Source organism: Acinetobacter lwoffii, from assembly GCF_019343495.1.
GTDB classification, from domain to species: Bacteria; Pseudomonadota; Gammaproteobacteria; order Pseudomonadales; family Moraxellaceae; genus Acinetobacter; species Acinetobacter lwoffii_P.
Genome location: NZ_CP072549.1, coordinates 2,451,282 through 2,466,296 on the forward strand (window position 1 = coordinate 2,451,282; position 15,015 = coordinate 2,466,296).

Sequence of the window (15,015 nt, forward strand, 5' to 3'; positions counted from 1 at the left end):
CTTATGAAACAGATTCTGCTAGCCTATTTATTTGTCTGCCTGCTTGGTATTGCGGGGCTGAGTATCCTGAGTTATGGACATGGGGCTGGCTATGTCTATCTGTATTGGCGCGAGTGGCAGTTACAAACCACCCTCTGGTTTTTGGCCGCATCCTTGGTCAGTGTAAGTTTTCTGATGCATTGCATCTGGTATGCGATCAAGCAGTATCGCAGTCGTGAAAAGCGTAAAACTGAAACAGTCTTTAGTTTTTCCCGCTTGCACCCTTATGAACAATTGGCCGTGATCTGGTTATTAAACGCTGCGCAGGATCAGCGGGATTTTATTCAGCAGTCTTTTACTAAGTCGGGTTTACTTAAACATATTATTGATGCACGTTTATCTTGGGGGCAACAGCAATATACCCATGCATTAACTGCTTTAAATCAGTCCAATCCCATGGCATTTGAATTGGCAGAATTACAGCGGATTGAAATTTATTTATCACAACAGCAAGGTGAACAAGCACTTACCCATTTAGAGTTTTTAAATCAGCATGAATTATCACCTTGGTTAATACAGGTTAAAACAGCCTATGAGCAGCGCCTTGTCGCCTTATGGGGGGTATTTGCCATGCAGTTTCCTTGGTTATATTTACGTTCGACCCAATATGGGCATTTAGACCAAGAAGTAAAAAAAACATGGCTTGAACAATTATTATTAGCCTATGACCAAGCCACACAGGACGATTTATTTTATTTACAGCAACGTTATTTAGATTTAAAACCGCAAATATTTGATCGTGACTATTCGGTCAAATTATTATGGTTGAAATTATTATTTAGAATGCCAGAAATGAGTGCCGAGCATGAAGTGCTTGCGATTCATTTAATGGAACAGCAATTTAATCAGGATGTATTTTATTTGTGGTTCCAGCAACAGTTATTGCGTCAAAACCCGGATTATGATGCGATTGCACAACAGATTTCGCACTGGGAAACCAAGTATCCGGCATTACCGGTTTTAAGCTTTGCGAAATGGCATGTGTTGCAAGCCACAGGCTATACAGATCAAGCCCAGCAACTACTTGACTTGTATCCGGATGATATTCGTATGAGTTATTTAAGAATTAAAGCTGCCTTACAAGATCGGGAGGACTTGCTACAGCAGTTAAATGCAGTATTTGAATCGAATGTAAACTTTATAGAAATTAAGACTTGAGAATAATGATGTCAGAATTAAAACAATATCCAGTTATTTATGAACAAACAGTTGCATGGGGCGATATGGATGCCTTTGGACATGTCAATAATGCCATGTATTACCGTTATGTCGAAAGTGCACGTCTAGCTTATTTAACCCAATTAGAAATTCTCACTGAATCGGTATCTACCGTAGTGGCATCCAATCAGTGCCGTTATTTAAAACCCGTGGTTTTTCCTGATCATTTAAAAGTGGCAGCACGTATTGAAGAAATCCGTAATAGTGCAGTTAGAATGCAATATGTATTATGGAGTGAAAAACAGCAAAGTATTGTTGCTACTTCAGAAGCAGTTATTGTCTGTGTCGATAAAAAGACCATGCAGAAAACAGAAATTCCGGAACATATTCGCGAAAAAATCAAAGCACTTGAATTAAGCGTTCAACATGAAATTTAAAAATGAATGAAGCATTTTATTTTGTAATTTTTTTTAAACTTTATTGTTATTGCTTTAAGGTTTTATATTGAATGTTTTATTTAATATAAATATGATGGGGCTATTATTTAATAAAATGAATAATATTATTTTTCGGAGAGCATTATGCCAGATATTACGCATTTATCAGTAGAAGAGTTAAAACGTTTACAAGCAGAAGCAGAATCACTGATTGCTTCAAAAAAAGATCAAGAGATTGAAGACGCTTATCAGCAAATCTTGGCAGTTGCCGAGAAAGTGGGTATGACAGTTGAACAGTTACTTGAATTTGGTGCGTCTAAACGTAAAAAATCATCACGTAAGTCGGTTGAGCCGCGTTACCGTAGCAAAAGCAATCCGGACGATACCTGGACTGGCCGTGGTAAACAACCGCGCTGGTTAGTGGCAGAATTGGAAAAAGGCGCAAAGCTGGACGATTTTCTGATCTAGGCCTCCATTTGATCTGGTCATTAGGCTGTCATACAGACAGTCTAAGATGATTAAACCAAGCATACCTGCTTGGTTTTTTTATATCTATGAATTGGCGTTGGCAGAAAAGTGTGCATAATGTGTGGGTATAAGGGAAAAATTATAAATGGGGATTTGGACTTGAGCGATTGGTCGTGGTGGGGATGAGCAGTAAACCGAAAACTTTAAGATGGTTGATCCTTGCTCTTGTTGCATTTTTTATTTTTGTCGTATTACAAGTGCCAGCGGCCTGGTTAATTTTAAAATTTTATAAAAATAATCAGACTTTGCATAATGTAAACGGAAATATCTGGCAGGGAAGTGCGGACTGGAAAAAAGGCAATCTTCGGGGCAGTCTGAACTGGAAAGTACGGCCTCTGGATTTGCTGTTGCTGCGGGTTGGGGCACATGTGGATTTGCATAGCGGCAATACCCAGCTTTCCGGGATCATGGCTTATGGTCTGAATAAGTCTTTGATTGTCAAAAATCTTGAAGGGCAGATCGCGCCTGAAACTCTAAAAAAACTTGCAGACTGGCAATGGCCGAGTACTGCGATTCAGTTTAAAGATCTGGATTTTAAATATAAAAAAGAACAGGGTTTCAGTCAGGTGGATGGGCAAATGCAATGGGCGGGTGGTGAGCTGATTTATACCTTTGCTCAGCGTCAGGAACGCATGAATGTACCCGCAATGACTGGAAAACTCGCAGATGAAAGCGGACAGCTGTTAGTTGATGTTCGGGATAGTCGCGATCAACGCATGCTGAATATCAAGCTTGATCCGAGTCTGATGCTGGATATTCAGCTCACCCAGCGCTTTTTAATGAATGCGCCTTCTTATGAAGGTAAAGCCGGATTAGATACCTATGTGATCAGTACCCGCCAGCCCTTAATGGGAGGCTTGAACTGATGGCAGTTTCTTTGAATGATTTAAAAAATATTGAACTGAAACAGATCAATCGTGCTGCACCTGTGATTTTGTTGCTGCTCATTCTGTACTTATGCTGGAAGCTGGCGGCTTTGTTCTGGTTGCTGATAGCTCCACCCCAAGCCATGCAGCTGGATCGGGTTGAACTGGGCTCGCAACAGGCACAAATTCCGAATATCAGTGCATTTTCACTGTTTCAGGAAGTAGGGCAGTCTACGGGTGTGATTGAAACGGCCAATATCATTTTACAAGGGGTGGTGGTTGCCAGTCCAAGTTATAACTCTTCTGCTGTACTGAAAATTAATGATCAGGTCGATCGTTACCGTGTCGGGGAAATGCTAGCCAATAGCGGTTTTGAGTTGGCTGAAGTGTATTGGGATCGGGTTATTTTACGTCGATCCACAGGTGCTACTCAGGAAGTCTTATTCAAAGGTCTGGAAAATGGCTTGAATCAGCCGATTGTGCCGGAAACATCAGCCTCTTCAAGTTCAATGCCTGCTATGCCTTCTAATAGTGGTATGCCTGAGCAGCCTTCGCCACAGAATGAAATTGGTCGGGCCATCCAGCAGATGCAGGAAAATAAGGACCAGTATTTACAGAATATGGGGGTGAGTGCAGCAGATGGAAGTTATGAAGTGACTTCACGGACGCCGGCTGCACTGCGTAATCGTCTGGGTTTAAGACCAGGCGACCGGATTTTGTCTTTAAATGGCCAGACGCTGAGCCAGGGACAGACCGAAGCACAATTACTGGAACAGGCCCGACGTGAAGGTCAGGTCAAACTCGAAATAAAACGTGGTGATCAGGTGATGACCATACAACAAGATTTGAAGTGATGTGTCATCACGCATAGGGTTAGGAAACACGAAAGTTTATGGCTTTATTTAATAATAATCGATCAGCATGGGCATTCTGTGTGGCCGCACCGTTAATGGCTATGGTCAGTACGGCGAGTTATGCACAAACCTGGAAAATTAATCTTCGAGATGCTGACTTAACTGCATTCATTAATGAAGTAGCCGATATTACCGGCAAAAACTTTGCAGTCGATCCGCGGGTACGTGGCAACGTGACGGTCATCTCCAATAAAGCCCTGAATAAAAATGAAGTCTATGACCTGTTTTTAGGCGTGCTGAATGTGAATGGCGTGGTAGCGATTCCATCAGGTAATACCATCAAGCTGGTTCCAGACAGCAATGTCAAAAGCTCGGGCATTCCCTATGATGCCAGAAGTCGTGCCAGTGGTGACCAGATTGTAACCCGGGTGTTGTGGCTGGAAAATACCAATCCCAATGACCTGATTCCTGCATTACGTCCTTTAATGCCGCAGTTCGCCCATCTGGCGGCAGTGCCGGGTACGAATGCTTTAATCTTGTCGGATCGTGCCAGTAATATTTACCAGCTGGAAACCATCATTCGCAATCTGGATGGCACTGGTCAGAATGACATTGAAGCGGTCAGCTTACAATCGAGTCAAGCCGAAGAAATGATTGGACTGATCGAGTCCATGACTGCAACCGGTGGAGCTAAAGATGTCCGCGGTTCGCGAGTGCGGGTGATTGCAGATACTCGTACTAACCGGATCATCATTAAAGGTGATCCCACGACGCGCAAACGGGTGCGTCAAGTAATCGAAACTCTGGATGTACCGGCTGCGGATCGTTTGGGTGGATTAAAAGTTTTTCGTCTGAAATATGCCAGCGCTAAAAATCTTGCGGAAATCTTGCAGGGTTTGGTAAGCGGGCAGGCGGTGAACAGTAATTCAAATTCGAGTAGTACATCCTCGAACTCGTCTTCGCTCAGTTCTAGTAGCAATTTAAATAACAATAATACCAGCACAGGTTCAAGTAGCAACACCTCTTCAGGCATTCAGCTGAATAGCGGCATGAATAATGAGCAGGGCGGAATTACCAGCTTTAATAGCAATGGCGTCAGTATTATTGCCGATACCACACAAAATTCTCTGGTGGTGAAAGCAGATCCACAACTGATGCGGGAAATTGAATCGGCAATTGATCAGCTGGATATCCGTCGTCAACAGGTTTTGATTGAAGCCGCGATTATTGAAGTGGAAGGAACCGATGCGGATCAACTCGGTGTGCAATGGGCCTTGGGTGATATCAGTAGTGGTATTGGACTGGTGAACTTCGATAATTTTGGGACTAGCCTGAAAAATATTGCGGCCGGTTATCTCACCGGTGGTGGTGCAGGTGCTGCAAGTGCCGTGGGCGCGGGCAGTTCACTGGTACTCGGTGATTATCGTGAAGGCAGTGATGGTTCCCGTCGTCTGTATGGTGCGATGATTCAGGCACTCAAAGAAACCACTAAATCCAATCTGTTGTCTACGCCGTCAATTGTGACTATGGACAATGAAGAAGCTTATATTGTGGTGGGTGAAAACGTACCCTTTGTTACCGGTTCGGTGTCCACAGGTGCTGCTGGAGTTGCTAATCCCTATACCACCATTGAACGTAAGGATGTCGGGGTCACTTTAAAGGTGGTCCCGCATATTGGCGAAGATGGTACGGTACGCCTGGAAGTGGAACAGGAAGTTTCTGATGTCAAAGCCAGTAAAGGGCAGGCGCAGGATCTGGTGACGAGCAAACGTGCAATTAAAACCTCAATTCTGGCCGAACATGGGCAAACTATTGTGCTTGGCGGTCTGATTTCAGATAACACCAGTTATGGACGCCAAGCGGTGCCGGGTCTGGGTGCGATTCCAGGCTTGGGACGTTTATTCCGTTCAGAAGGTAAGTCCAATCAAAAACGTAATCTACTGATTTTTATCCACCCAACCATTGTGGGCGATAAAAATGCAGTGCGTAAACTGACCCAGCAACGCTATAGTCAGCTATATAGTCTGCAACTCGCACTCGATTCAGATGGGAACTTCGCCAAGCTCCCAGAAAGTGTTGAAGATGTGTATCAGCAGCGCATTCCGGTATCCAGAACGCCATTGCAAAACTCGACTTATCAAACTGTGCCGACCGCACCGGTTCGGGCGCAACCAGCCAATGTAGTCGTTACGCCGGTAGTGATAGAGCCAGTGATTCAGCGACAAGTGGCACAACCCGTACAACAGGTAGAAAAAAGTAAAAATACCGTTACAACAACCACACTTAGACCCAAAAGCTAAGCCATTCGCATTTGCAGACAGCATGTTATGATAATGTCAAAGAGAACAGAGAAGTAACTTTCATGACTTGGAAAATACACGCGATTACAGGCGACTTAACAGGACAGGAAATTAGCATTGACCGTGACATGCTGGTGGGGCGTCATCAGGCTGCGGATATTGTATTGCAGGCTGCGGAAATCTCCCGTAAACATGCAGCATTTTTACTGAAGGATGATGCGCTCTGGGTGCAGGATTTGGGTTCATCAAACGGTACTTTCGTCAATGATGTGCAAATTGCGCAGGAAACCTTATTAAAGCAGGATGACATTGTTCAGTTTGCCAGCTTGAAATTTTCAGTACTGGCGCCTGTGGCTGCAGTCGAGGTTCCAGCAGAAATTGAAGCAACGGCAGAAAAAGTTGTGGAACAGGTCGAAGTAGCTGAGCCTACACCTGCACAGCAAATGAATGATCAGGGAATGCCGGAACTGAAACATCGTGATGCTACGGTACAATTAACCCGTGATGGCATGCCAACCAATATCGGTATTCCAAAACCGGCGCCTATTCCGGAAGGCGTGGACATTAATGCGGTAAAACCAGAGCCTACCCCAATTCCGGTTGAGCAGCCTGTATCACGTGTAGAACAGGAAAAAGAAACCCAGAAAAATGTATCTGTAGGTTTGATTTCAGTGATTGTGCTGATTATTTTGGCAATTATGGCTTGGTTGTTGTTCAAATAAGCTGATGATTGGTTACAATCAAGGCATGCATAGCGCATGCCTTTTTTGTGGCTGCGCACATTATAAAAGAGGGTCGGGATGTCTATTGCACAATTAGAAAAGCGTGAACTGATCTTGTTTGATCTGGATGGTACCTTGGTGGATTCAGCACATGATCTGTATCGCGCCATGAATATGAGCCTGAATGTGCTGCAATTGCCTCTGGTGACTGAAGAGCAGGTACGGACCTGGGTAGGTAAGGGCACGTCGATATTCTGTGAAAGTGTACTCCAGCATCTGGTGGGTGAAGTCACACCGGCACAGCATCAGGAACTCTTAACGACTTTTCTGGATATCTATAATGTCGATCCCTGCGTCGATACCGTTCCTTTTCCGGGAATCCTGAAATTTCTGGACTGGGCTAAAGCCCAAGGTAAAACCCTGATTTGTGTGACCAATAAGCCTGAACTTCCTGCCCGCAGCATTTTAGATACCTTGGATATGGCTCATTATTTTGCCGATACCATTGGTGGCGACCGTTTTACTGAACGTAAGCCGCACCCACGCCAGTTGTTGCACTGTGTCGAACATTATAAGGTGAGCAAAGAACAGGTCTTGCTCATTGGCGATTCTTCCAATGATGTTGAAGCCGCACGCCGCGCCGGGATTGATTGTGTTGTGGTCAGCTATGGCTATAATCATGGTGAAAATATTGCAGATTGTCAGCCGCAGCAGATTGTGGATGATCTTAGAGAATTACTTGCCTAATACGCGTACTAAGGAAAGAAAATGAATAGTTGTAAGGTTTTTCGATGGCGTCGCTCAGTTCAATTCTATTTACATACTGAGTAACCCTAATTTAAAGAGAAAAACCGCATGACCACTCAAGCACAATTCCAAGAACTTGCTGCGCAAGGCTATAACCTCATTCCTGTTTATCGTCAGCGCCTGGCGGATACCGATACACCACTTTCTATTTTTGCTCGGCTTAAACAGCATCAGCAGGCTTATTTATTCGAGTCTGTAGAAGGTGGTGAGAACTGGGCGCGCTATTCGATTATTGGACTAGGTGAATCCACGGTATTTTCCTGCAATGCAGGCGAGCTGACGGTACAGCACGCAGATGCTTCGATTGAAAAGCAGCACTGTGCGGACCCATTTCAATATATTCGCGACTTTCAGGCGAAATTTAAGGTGCCAACCCAGGCAGAATTGCCGGACCTACCGAGTTTTACTGGTGGATTAGTCGGTTACTTTGGTTATGACGCGGTGCGTTATATCGAACCGAAATTAAAAAATGTGCCGGAAGCGGATCCGGTCGGCTTGCCAGATATCTGGATGATGCTGTCTAAAACAGTGATTGTCTTTGATAACCTGAAAGATACTTTATTCTTGATTGTACATGCCGATGCAACTGATCCAGTTGCTTATGAAAAAGCACATGAACAATTAAATGAATTAGAAAATATTCTGGCCACGCCCATCAGTCTTAAAGCTGAAAAACATACGCCGCCACATTTCGAGTCCCTCACCGGACATGACAACTTCATTGCCTCGGTAGAAAAAGTCAAAGAGTATATTCGTGCTGGCGATGTAATGCAGGTCGTACCCGGGCACCGGATGGTGTCTGACTTCGATGGAGACCCGCTACAGGTGTATCGTGCGCTGCGTCATCTCAATCCATCGCCGTATTTGTTTCTTGTGCAAGGGCAGACCTTGGAAAACAATACGCCATTCCATATTGTCGGCTCTTCTCCTGAAATTCTGTCCCGTCTGGAAAATGGTATTGCTACCGTACGACCGCTTGCGGGAACACGCCCACGCGGTAAAACCAAAGAAGAGGATCTGGCGCTTGAGGAAGACCTATTATCCGATGAAAAAGAAATTGCCGAACATGTCATGCTGATTGACTTGGGACGTAATGATGTAGGGCGTATCGCAAAAATTGGCAAAGTGCAGGTGACTGATCAAATGGTGATCGAACGTTATTCGCATGTGATGCATATTGTCTCCAATGTGCAGGGTGAAGTGCGTGATGATGTCGATGCTCTGGATGTTTTTAAAGCAACTTTCCCTGCTGGTACACTTTCAGGTGCGCCAAAAATCCGTGCCATGGAAATTATTGACGAAGTTGAGCCGGTAAAACGTGGAATTTTTGGTGGTGCTGTTGGTTATTTAGGCTGGCATGGCGAAATGGACATGTCGATTGCGATTCGTACCTGTGTCATTCGCGAAAATAAGGTCTATGTTCAGGCTGGAGCAGGGTTAGTTGCCGACTCAAATCCTGAATCTGAGTGGAATGAAACCCAAATAAAAGCTCGCGCAGTGATCAAAGCGGTTGAATTATCATCAAATGGTTTGATTTTATGAGTTTTTGAGGTTTTTTTTGAAAAAAACACTTGCAAGGATTCTGAGTTTTGCTAAACTGCACACCGTTCCGATACGAAACGTACGAAACACTAAGAAACGCCGGCATAGCTCAGTTGGTAGAGCAACTGACTTGTAATCAGTAGGTCCACAGTTCGAATCCGTGTGCCGGCACCATCTTAGAGGTTTGGTAGTGTGAAGTAATGAACAGCACTGATGTAAGTGTAAAAAATGGTGAGGTTCCCGAGCGGTCAAAGGGGGCGGACTGTAACTCCGCTACGAAAGTTTCGAAGGTTCGAATCCTTCCCTCACCACCAATTTTAAGACTTCAATAAGTGGTTTGTACCAACATCGTGCGGGAGTAGCTCAGTTGGTAGAGCGGTAGCCTTCCAAGCTACATGTCGCGAGTTCGACCCTCGTCTCCCGCTCCATTGAAGTACTAATATTTGCTCTTATAGCTCAGTGGTAGAGCACTCCCTTGGTAAGGGAGAGGTCTCGAGTTCAAATCTCGATAAGAGCTCCAGATTACAGTTTAGCAACTCTGTTGCAAAGAAATTCCAAAAGCAGGCTATTTAGTCTGCTTTTCAAGTATTTGGTGTTCGGTTTTTTTAAACGATATGTCGGAGCTGGGTTTTACTCAGAATTGTGTTCGACGTAAACGAGGAAGATTAACATGGCTAAGGCTAAGTTTGAACGTAATAAGCCACACGTTAACGTGGGCACAATTGGTCACGTTGACCATGGTAAAACAACTTTAACAGCTGCAATTGCAACTGTATGTGCGAAGAAATTCGGTGGCGAAGCGAAAGACTACGCTGCAATCGACTCTGCACCAGAAGAAAAAGCACGTGGTATTACAATTAATACTTCACACGTAGAATACGATTCTCCAACTCGTCACTACGCTCACGTAGACTGCCCGGGCCACGCCGATTATGTTAAAAACATGATTACTGGTGCTGCTCAGATGGATGGTGCGATCCTTGTATGTGCTGCGACTGATGGTCCTATGCCACAGACTCGTGAACACATCCTGCTTTCTCGTCAGGTAGGTGTACCTTACATCGTTGTATTCTTGAACAAATGCGACCTTGTAGACGACGAAGAGCTTCTTGAACTAGTTGAAATGGAAGTTCGTGAACTTCTTTCTACTTACGACTTCCCGGGTGATGACACTCCAGTGATCCGTGGTTCTGCTCTTCTTGCGCTTAACGGTGATGACAGCCAATACGGCGAGCCAGCGGTAGTTGCGCTTGTTGAAGCACTTGACTCTTACATTCCAGAGCCAGAGCGTGCAATTGACCTTCCATTCCTTATGCCAATTGAAGACGTATTCTCAATCTCTGGTCGTGGTACAGTAGTAACTGGCCGTGTAGAGACTGGTATCGTTAAAGTAGGTGAGTCTGTAGAAATCGTTGGTATCCGTGATACTCAAACTACTACAGTAACCGGCGTAGAAATGTTCCGTAAACTTCTTGACGAAGGTCGTGCGGGCGAGAACTGTGGTGTTCTTCTTCGTGGTACTAAGCGTGAAGACGTACAACGTGGTCAAGTATTGACTAAACCAGGTGCGATCAAGCCACACACTAAATTCGATGCGGAAGTATACGTACTTTCTAAAGAAGAAGGTGGTCGTCACACTCCATTCCTTAACGGTTACCGTCCACAGTTCTACTTCCGTACTACGGACGTAACTGGTGCGATCGCGCTTAAAGAAGGCGTGGAAATGGTTATGCCTGGTGACAACGTTGAGATGTCAGTAGAGCTAATCCACCCAATCGCAATGGACCCAGGTCTACGTTTTGCGATCCGTGAAGGCGGTCGTACAGTGGGTGCTGGTGTAGTTGCTAAAGTAACTGCATAATCATAGAATAAGACAAGCAGGTTGGAGCTTAGGCTCCAACTTGTTGTTTTGCAGGTCAGTAGTTCAATTGGTAGAGCGTCGGTCTCCAAAACCGAATGTTGGGGGTTCGAGTCCCTCCTGACCTGCCAAGTTTCTAAAAAGACGCTTGATGTCGGCAAAATTGGTCATATAATAAGTCGCGAAACCTACGACGAGTACAAAAATGTCGAATGAAAAATCACGCGACGCATTAGGCGAAGCGGCAATTCCTCAAAGAAATAATCCTGCAGTAGATGTAAGTTCTGGTTCTCCATTAGACATGGTTCTATGGGTTATCGCCTTGATTTTATTGGTTGGTGCAATGATGGTAAACCAATATTTACCAGCGTACTGGGCACCTGCGAATGATATTTGGGTGCGCGTTGGGGTGATTTTGGCTTGTATCGTTGCAGCATTCGGTTTATTATACGCCACCCATCAAGGCAAAGGCTTTATTCGTCTGCTGAAAGATGCACGAATTGAGTTGCGTCGAGTGACCTGGCCTACCAAGCAAGAGACGATGTCCACATCTTGGCAAGTTCTTGTTGTAGTCGTAATTGCATCCATCTTATTGTGGTGTTTTGACTATATTTTAGGCTGGTTAATGAAGTTTATTATCGGGTAAGAGAGCTATGAAACGTTGGTACATTATTCATGCCTATTCAGGTTATGAAAAACAAGTGATGCGTTCGCTTAATGATCGAATCCAGCGTAGCGCTGTTGCCGATAGCTTTGGTGAAGTCCTTGTTCCTACCGAAGAAGTGGTAGAAATGAAGGATGGCAAGAAGCGTAAATCAGAGCGTAAGTTCTTTCCTGGCTATGTCCTAGTCGAAATGGAAATGAACGATGATACTTGGCACATTGTTAAAGAATGTCCAAAAGTTTTAGGTTTTATTGGTGGTACGGCTGAAAAACCGGCACCGATTACGCAAAAAGAAGCAGATGCGATTCTTGCGCGTGTACGCAATACTGGTGAAGCGCCTCGTCCTAAGACGATGTTTGAACCAGGCGAAGAATTACTCGTGGTTGACGGTCCATTCACTGACTTTAAAGGTGTGGTGGAAGAAGTTCAGTACGAAAAGTCGCGTTTAACGCTGACCATTAATGTATTTAACCGACCAACTCAAGTTGAATTGGAATTTCGTCAAGTCGAAAAATCAGTCTAATTTGTATGGGTTGAAAACGCCTGACTTATTTATAAGTCAGGCATTGTTGTTGTAACGGTATCGTTACTTGAAATCATTGGGGAGCCTTCACCGGCGTTTGCACCCAGAGGTAATTTGAAATGGCTAAGAAGATTGACGGCTATATCAAGCTGCAAGTTCCAGCTGGTAAAGCGAATCCATCTCCACCGATTGGTCCTGCACTAGGTCAACGTGGTGTAAACATCATGGCATTCTGTAAAGAATTCAATGCTGCTACACAAAAAGTTGAAGCTGGTCTGCCAATTCCAGTCGTGATCACTGTGTACAACGACAAGTCGTTCACATTCATCATGAAAACTCCACCTGCTGCTGTTCTTCTTAAGAAAGCTGCTGGTATCCAGAAGGGTTCAGCTGTACCTAACAAAACTAAAGTTGGTAAGTTGACTCGTGCTCAAATCGAAGAAATCGCGACTACTAAAGAACCAGATTTGACTGGTGCTGATTTAGACGCACGTGTACGTACCATTGCTGGTTCTGCGCGTTCTATGGGCTTGGAAGTGGAGCTTTAAGACATGGCTAAATTAACTAAACGTCAAAAAGCGATTGTAGCTGCTGTAGAAGCGCACAAAGTTTACACGCTAGAAGAAGCTGTTGCAGTTTTAGAGAGCCTTCCAGCTCCTAAATTCAAAGAATCTCTAGATATCGCGGTAAACCTAGGTGTTGATCCTCGTAAATCTGACCAAGTTGTTCGTGGCGCGACTACACTTCCTGCAGGTACTGGTAAAACTGTACGTGTAGCTGTATTCGCTCAAGGCGCTGCTGCTGAAGCTGCTAAAGCTGAAGGCGCAGACGTTGTTGGTTTCGACGATCTTGCTGAAAGCATCCAAGCGGGTAACCTTGACTTTGACGTAGTAATTGCTGCTCCAGATGCAATGCGCGTTGTAGGTAAACTTGGTACGATCCTTGGTCCACGTGGCTTAATGCCAAACCCTAAAGTGGGTACTGTAACTCCTGACGTTGCTACTGCAGTTAAAAATGCAAAAGCTGGTCAAGCACGTTACCGCGTAGACAAAGCTGGTATTATCCATGCTGCGATCGGTCAAGTAGGTTTTGAAGCTGCTGCTGTTCGTCAAAACGTTGAAGCACTTGTTGCTGACTTAAAACGTTTGAAACCTGCTACGTCTAAAGGCGTATACATTCAAAAGATCACTTTGAGCTCAACTATGGGTCCTGGTTTGATCGTTGATGTAGCAAACGTTTCTAAATAAGTCTCGACTTATTACAGAATTTTAAAGCCCTGAGTAAGTTTTAAAGCGTTGCTTTAAAACTTACGCAAGAAACGCTCTGTCGTATTTTGCAGACTTAGGCAAACTTTGAATTGATAAATGAAAATTTATCAGCGTCAAAGACCGCGGGCGAGGGAAGTTTTATGCTTCTCTCTTAATAGCCCAGCCTGCGTAGACGCGGTGGTGTGATTTGTTCATCCTCCGCGTGTGAGTCCAGTGATGGTCTTGCGAATTGGGAGTGTACTTCGCGTAAGTACATAAATCACCGTTAGGAGGTTTTACAATGGCTCTTCTTATCGAAGGCAAAAAACAGATCGTAGCTGAAGTAGCTGAAGTTGCTTCTACTGCATTTGCTGCTGTTGTTGCTGACTACCAAGGTTTGACTGTAGAGCAGTTAACTACTCTACGTGTTGAAGCGCGTAAACTTGGTGTTACTACACGTATCGTTCGTAACACTTTGGCTAAACGTGCTCTTCAAGATACTCAATTCAATATCTTGAACGACAACCTTGTTGGCCCAACAATCTTAGCTTTCTCGAATTCTGAAGACGACATGGGTGCTGCTGCACGTTTGTTCGAAGAATTCGCTAAAACTAATAAAGCATTTGAACTTAAAGCTGCTGCATTTGATGGCAAACTTTATCAAGGTGCAGAAGTTAGCGTAATCGCGAATCTTCCGAACCAAGAGAAAGCGCTTACTATGCTTGCAAACGTTCTTCAAGCTCCTATTTCGAAATTGGGCCGCTTACTTACAGCGCTTCAAGAGAAAAACGAGTCAGAAGCTGCTTAAGCTCAAACTTAAACACACATCATTCAATACCCATTTGGAGTTAATCTCATGGCTTTAACAAACGAAGAAATCCTAAACGCAGTTGCTGAAAAAACTGTTCTTGAACTTGTTGAACTTATCTCTGCTTTCGAAGAGAAATTCAATGTATCTGCTGCTGCTGTAGCTGTTGCTGCTGGTCCTGCTGCTGCTGCTGCTGAAGAACAAACTGAATTCAATGTTGAATTGACTTCTTTCGGCGCGAACAAAGTTGCTGTAATTAAAGCAGTTCGTGAAGCGACTGGCCTTGGCTTGAAAGAAGCTAAAGACATGGTTGAAGGCGCTCCTGCAGTTCTTAAAGAAGGCGTTTCTAAAGAAGAAGGCGAAGAGCTTAAGAAGAAACTTGAAGAAGCTGGTGCTACAGTTACTCTTAAGTAATTTCTTAAGGGAGCCGGTTTTTTATAATCGGCTCCAAAAATTGGCTGATGGCTCTTGGGTCATCAGCCTTTTTGCGTTACAATAATCGGCTCGATTTTTGTTTGCATGATATAAAAATCATACAAATTGAAAATAAACATAATGAACAAACGTTTACCAATATTTTTCATTAAAAAATATTGATAAGCGTTTTAATACCACTAAAAATTGCAGCATTTGTAAAGAGTGGTGGCCATATCGGCCAGCGT

16 protein-coding genes and 5 tRNA genes are annotated in these 15,015 nt (G+C 44.2%); all 21 read left to right on the forward strand.

All coding sequences use genetic code 11. From position 1 onward, the window contains the following. The first annotated feature begins 3 nt into the window (after positions 1 to 3). Positions 4 to 1,197 carry a membrane protein gene (locus J7649_RS11545; protein WP_044113062.1) on the forward strand — a complete coding sequence of 398 codons (1,194 nt, stop codon included), beginning with the start codon at positions 4 to 6 and terminating at the stop codon, positions 1,195 to 1,197. 8 nt (positions 1,198 to 1,205) lie between these two features. After that, the gene (locus J7649_RS11550; protein ID WP_004729290.1) at positions 1,206 to 1,634 is read left to right on the forward strand and encodes an acyl-CoA thioesterase; all 429 of its coding nucleotides are present in this window, start codon (positions 1,206 to 1,208) and stop codon (positions 1,632 to 1,634) included. Positions 1,635 to 1,775: 141 nt separating this feature from the next. Next, on the forward strand, positions 1,776 to 2,102 hold the full coding sequence (locus J7649_RS11555; protein ID WP_026055760.1) for an H-NS histone family protein: 327 nt from the start codon (positions 1,776 to 1,778) through the stop codon (positions 2,100 to 2,102). A gap of 182 nt (positions 2,103 to 2,284) precedes the next feature. Next, positions 2,285 to 3,028: a type II secretion system protein N gene (gene gspN / locus J7649_RS11560; protein WP_219308159.1), complete on the forward strand. Its 744-nt coding sequence runs from the start codon at positions 2,285 to 2,287 to the stop codon at positions 3,026 to 3,028. Beyond that, a complete protein-coding gene (locus J7649_RS11565) occupies positions 3,028 to 3,882 on the forward strand; it encodes a type II secretion system protein N (protein ID WP_219308161.1) in 855 nt (284 codons plus the stop codon). Before gspN ends, J7649_RS11565 begins: the two co-directional genes overlap by 1 nt. Before the next feature lie 38 nt (positions 3,883 to 3,920). Beyond that, entirely contained in the window at positions 3,921 to 6,182 is a 2,262-nt protein-coding gene (gene gspD / locus J7649_RS11570) for a type II secretion system secretin GspD (RefSeq protein ID WP_219308163.1), read from the forward strand. A 62-nt stretch (positions 6,183 to 6,244) separates the two neighbouring features. After that, positions 6,245 to 6,904, forward strand: coding sequence for an FHA domain-containing protein (locus tag J7649_RS11575; protein WP_219308165.1), 660 nt, complete (start codon positions 6,245 to 6,247; stop codon positions 6,902 to 6,904). A 78-nt stretch (positions 6,905 to 6,982) separates the two neighbouring features. Beyond that, positions 6,983 to 7,651 carry a phosphoglycolate phosphatase gene (locus tag J7649_RS11580; protein WP_086044201.1) on the forward strand — a complete coding sequence of 223 codons (669 nt, stop codon included), beginning with the start codon at positions 6,983 to 6,985 and terminating at the stop codon, positions 7,649 to 7,651. A 108-nt stretch (positions 7,652 to 7,759) separates the two neighbouring features. Continuing rightward, entirely contained in the window at positions 7,760 to 9,253 is a 1,494-nt protein-coding gene (gene trpE / locus J7649_RS11585; protein ID WP_219308167.1) for an anthranilate synthase component I, read from the forward strand. A 98-nt stretch (positions 9,254 to 9,351) separates the two neighbouring features. Then, positions 9,352 to 9,427 (forward strand) — tRNA-Thr (locus J7649_RS11590). Positions 9,428 to 9,483: 56 nt separating this feature from the next. Continuing rightward, positions 9,484 to 9,567: transfer RNA gene (locus J7649_RS11595), tRNA-Tyr, on the forward strand. 38 nt (positions 9,568 to 9,605) lie between these two features. Beyond that, positions 9,606 to 9,681 (forward strand) — tRNA-Gly (locus tag J7649_RS11600). Between the two features lie 17 nt (positions 9,682 to 9,698). Then, a tRNA-Thr gene (locus J7649_RS11605) sits at positions 9,699 to 9,773 on the forward strand. A gap of 150 nt (positions 9,774 to 9,923) precedes the next feature. After that, on the forward strand, positions 9,924 to 11,114 hold the full coding sequence (tuf, locus tag J7649_RS11610; protein ID WP_004646112.1) for an elongation factor Tu: 1,191 nt from the start codon (positions 9,924 to 9,926) through the stop codon (positions 11,112 to 11,114). A gap of 52 nt (positions 11,115 to 11,166) precedes the next feature. After that, a tRNA-Trp gene (locus tag J7649_RS11615) sits at positions 11,167 to 11,242 on the forward strand. Positions 11,243 to 11,316: 74 nt separating this feature from the next. Beyond that, the gene (gene secE / locus J7649_RS11620; RefSeq protein WP_004278617.1) at positions 11,317 to 11,757 is read left to right on the forward strand and encodes a preprotein translocase subunit SecE; all 441 of its coding nucleotides are present in this window, start codon (positions 11,317 to 11,319) and stop codon (positions 11,755 to 11,757) included. Positions 11,758 to 11,764: 7 nt separating this feature from the next. Beyond that, positions 11,765 to 12,298: a transcription termination/antitermination protein NusG gene (gene nusG / locus J7649_RS11625; protein WP_004278615.1), complete on the forward strand. Its 534-nt coding sequence runs from the start codon at positions 11,765 to 11,767 to the stop codon at positions 12,296 to 12,298. Between the two features lie 119 nt (positions 12,299 to 12,417). Then, positions 12,418 to 12,846 carry a 50S ribosomal protein L11 gene (gene rplK, locus J7649_RS11630; RefSeq protein ID WP_004278614.1) on the forward strand — a complete coding sequence of 143 codons (429 nt, stop codon included), beginning with the start codon at positions 12,418 to 12,420 and terminating at the stop codon, positions 12,844 to 12,846. Positions 12,847 to 12,849: 3 nt separating this feature from the next. Then, positions 12,850 to 13,545: a 50S ribosomal protein L1 gene (gene rplA / locus J7649_RS11635; RefSeq protein WP_004278613.1), complete on the forward strand. Its 696-nt coding sequence runs from the start codon at positions 12,850 to 12,852 to the stop codon at positions 13,543 to 13,545. A 301-nt stretch (positions 13,546 to 13,846) separates the two neighbouring features. After that, positions 13,847 to 14,353 carry a 50S ribosomal protein L10 gene (gene rplJ, locus J7649_RS11640; protein WP_004278612.1) on the forward strand — a complete coding sequence of 169 codons (507 nt, stop codon included), beginning with the start codon at positions 13,847 to 13,849 and terminating at the stop codon, positions 14,351 to 14,353. 48 nt (positions 14,354 to 14,401) lie between these two features. Then, on the forward strand, positions 14,402 to 14,767 hold the full coding sequence (gene rplL, locus J7649_RS11645) for a 50S ribosomal protein L7/L12 (protein WP_004278611.1): 366 nt from the start codon (positions 14,402 to 14,404) through the stop codon (positions 14,765 to 14,767). The last annotated feature ends 248 nt before the right edge of the window (positions 14,768 to 15,015 follow it).